The sequence below is a fragment of the Dietzia sp. DQ11-38-2 genome (assembly GCF_014145055.1).
Classification (GTDB): domain Bacteria; phylum Actinomycetota; class Actinomycetes; order Mycobacteriales; family Mycobacteriaceae; genus Dietzia.
Genome location: NZ_JAALDW010000460.1, coordinates 8,604 through 10,830 on the forward strand (window position 1 = coordinate 8,604; position 2,227 = coordinate 10,830).

Genomic DNA, 2,227 nt, shown 5'->3' on the forward strand with positions numbered 1-2,227 from the left:
AGAGCCGAGGGACGCGCCCCCGACCAGGCGCCCAGGCTCAGGCGGTCCAGCAGGAGCTGGGCCTCGGCCCGGGCCACGCGCCGCCGCACCCGTTGATTGCGGAGACTGATCGCCACGTTGTCGAGCAGGGTCATCCACGGCAACAGGCTGTCGCCCTGCGGCATCATGGCGCAGTGCTCAAGACGACGGGCGGGCTGGCGTTCGTCGCGGACGGCGACGGACCCGGTCGTCGGTTCGGCGAGGCCGGCGATCAGCGACAGCAGCGTGGATTTGCCGCATCCGCTGCGCCCGACGACGGCGACGTGTTCGCCCACCGGGACGGACAGGCTCAGGTCGGCGAGAACAGGGCGACGCGCGCCCGGGTAGGTGTGCCCCAGACCATCCAGCGCCACGGCCGTGGCTCCGGGGCGACTCAGCACCGAATGCACCAGCGCATGTGACATCCCTCCGCTCGTGTGAACGAGTTCAGGTTCAGCGGGTGTGATCTCAGCCCCGTTCGGTAGGGGCACCCCGTGTCATCGATGCTGACCTTTGCGAATCAGCTCGAATTCCGAACGTACCATCGGCACGTATCGGGATTCGACGCGACTCCATTGCTGGTAGCGATGGTCGGGTGCAATCGCCCGTGACAGGTGGGTGGTGGCAGGCGAGTCCCATCTGAAACTCGGCGAGTGGTCACATTTGACGGATTGTGGAATATCCCACCTTGGAAAACGCGATCGGGAGTGACCACGCGGAGGGGGAGCCCCGGTGCCGACGACGATGTGGGCACGGGGACCGGCTGAGAGCCGGTCGCCGTGCCGGACACATGCTCTAAACCAGGCGCCCCACCCTCCTGGCGGCCGAGATCCGCCTCCAGGAGCCCCAGGGGGAGAAGTGGGCACGCCAGCTCATTGACCGGGCGGAGGTTGTCGCTAAGCCGGAGACGAAGTCCTGGACCCACCTGAAGGCGGCCCGTGCCCGGTGGGGCGGCGTGGCCAACGGGAAGGCGGCGCGGTATGGCACGGTTGAGCGCACCCACCAGGACCACCACCGTGGATCTGGTCGATGACTACCTGGGTTCTCCCGTCGTCCGGCAGCTGCACCTGTACGCGGAGATGGCCGCGGGCCACAACCCGGTGACCCGGGCGTGTGAAGCCCTCCGGGCCGGTCGCCCGACAGTGGTGGACTCCGGCTCCTTGCCCAGGAAGATCGCCCGGGAGTTCTTCGACCCCGACGAGATGTTCCACGTCCGTCTCGGCCTCCAGCGCGGACACGCTCACGAGGTCGTGGACGACCGGCCACCGCTGGCCCCGGTGAGTGACGCCTGGTGGAGGTGGCCGACCATGGGTGACTTCCGCGAAGCCCTGGAGGCCGTCTTGGCCCGTTGGTAACCGACGCGGAACTCTTCCGCGCTTACCGACTGGGGCACCCGGCCAGTCGTCTCCTCCGCCGCCGGATCGGTCCCGTCCCGAGGTCGGAGTACCCCGATGCGGCGGTGGCCCTGGTGGTCGTGCGGATCATCGTCCGCGTGGTGGAGGGCGGCGGGGTCCTGGAGGCCACCGACGCAGACCTCCGCACCCTGGCGGACCTGGCCGCCGCCATTAGGCCGCCGCAGCCCTTCACGCTGGCGTGAGGACTTCGCCACCCCAAACCCTGAGATCTCCGGTCGCCCGCAGGCTACTTCGTTAGTGTTTTGCCTCTATCGAGAGATCGGAGACAGACGTGGATCCTGCCTGGGCTGTTGTAGTTGGTGCGGCCGTCGGAGCAGCCGGTCCGGCGTTGACTGGTCTCCTGGCACCTAAGTTTCAGTGGCAGGCTAAGAGATCCGAATTAGATCTTGCCTATAAACGGGACATAGTCGCGTCGTGGAGGAGCGGTCTGGCAGAGGCGATGCAGGAGCGAGACCGCCAAACCGATGAAGCGGAGGCGAAGCTGGAAGCGGGCGCCCGGCATGTCACTACCAGGTTCCGGTCGATCGGCACCAGAACAGCATGGTTCCTTTCCCTCTATCCACATCTCAACTGGGAAGACGAGCAGGTACGGACGAACGTCGCGGACATTGCTGACAAGGTCGACCCCAGCATGATCTACGAAGTCAACGTGTGGATAGACGACTCAGGGGCCTTGGTGTTGGCTAAAGAAATCGCCCGGATCGAAAAGGCCTGGGGCCTGCTTTAGGTTTCCCAGAAGTGGTTCGGCTACACGAAATATCGCCACCGCTAGCCCGGGTGATTCACGGGGATCT

General features: G+C 66.1%; 4 protein-coding genes and 1 riboswitch. Of the genes, 3 read left to right on the top strand and 1 reads right to left on the bottom strand.

Annotation, left to right across the window (positions count from 1 at the left end; translation table 11 throughout):
• The coding region (locus G6026_RS14570) for an ATP-binding cassette domain-containing protein (protein WP_182613606.1) at positions 1–443 on the bottom strand (443 nt) is incomplete at its 3' end.
• Positions 426–523: riboswitch (TPP riboswitch) on the bottom strand. (Overlaps the previous gene by 18 nt.)
• Positions 524–998: 475 nt before the next feature.
• On the opposite strand from G6026_RS14570, the gene G6026_RS14575 reads away from it, so the two are divergent.
• The 3 genes from G6026_RS14575 (at position 999) to G6026_RS14585 (ending at position 2,160) form a co-directional block, all read left to right on the top strand.
• Positions 999–1,373, top strand: coding sequence for a hypothetical protein (locus G6026_RS14575; protein ID WP_182613601.1), 375 nt, complete (start codon positions 999–1,001; stop codon positions 1,371–1,373).
• A gap of 104 nt (positions 1,374–1,477) precedes the next feature.
• Complete coding sequence (locus G6026_RS14580) at positions 1,478–1,615, top strand: hypothetical protein (protein ID WP_182613602.1); 138 nt, start codon at positions 1,478–1,480, stop codon at positions 1,613–1,615.
• Positions 1,616–1,704: 89 nt separating this feature from the next.
• Positions 1,705–2,160 carry a hypothetical protein gene (locus tag G6026_RS14585; RefSeq protein WP_182613603.1) on the top strand — a complete coding sequence of 152 codons (456 nt, stop codon included), beginning with the start codon at positions 1,705–1,707 and terminating at the stop codon, positions 2,158–2,160.
• Positions 2,161–2,227: the final 67 nt, after the last annotated feature.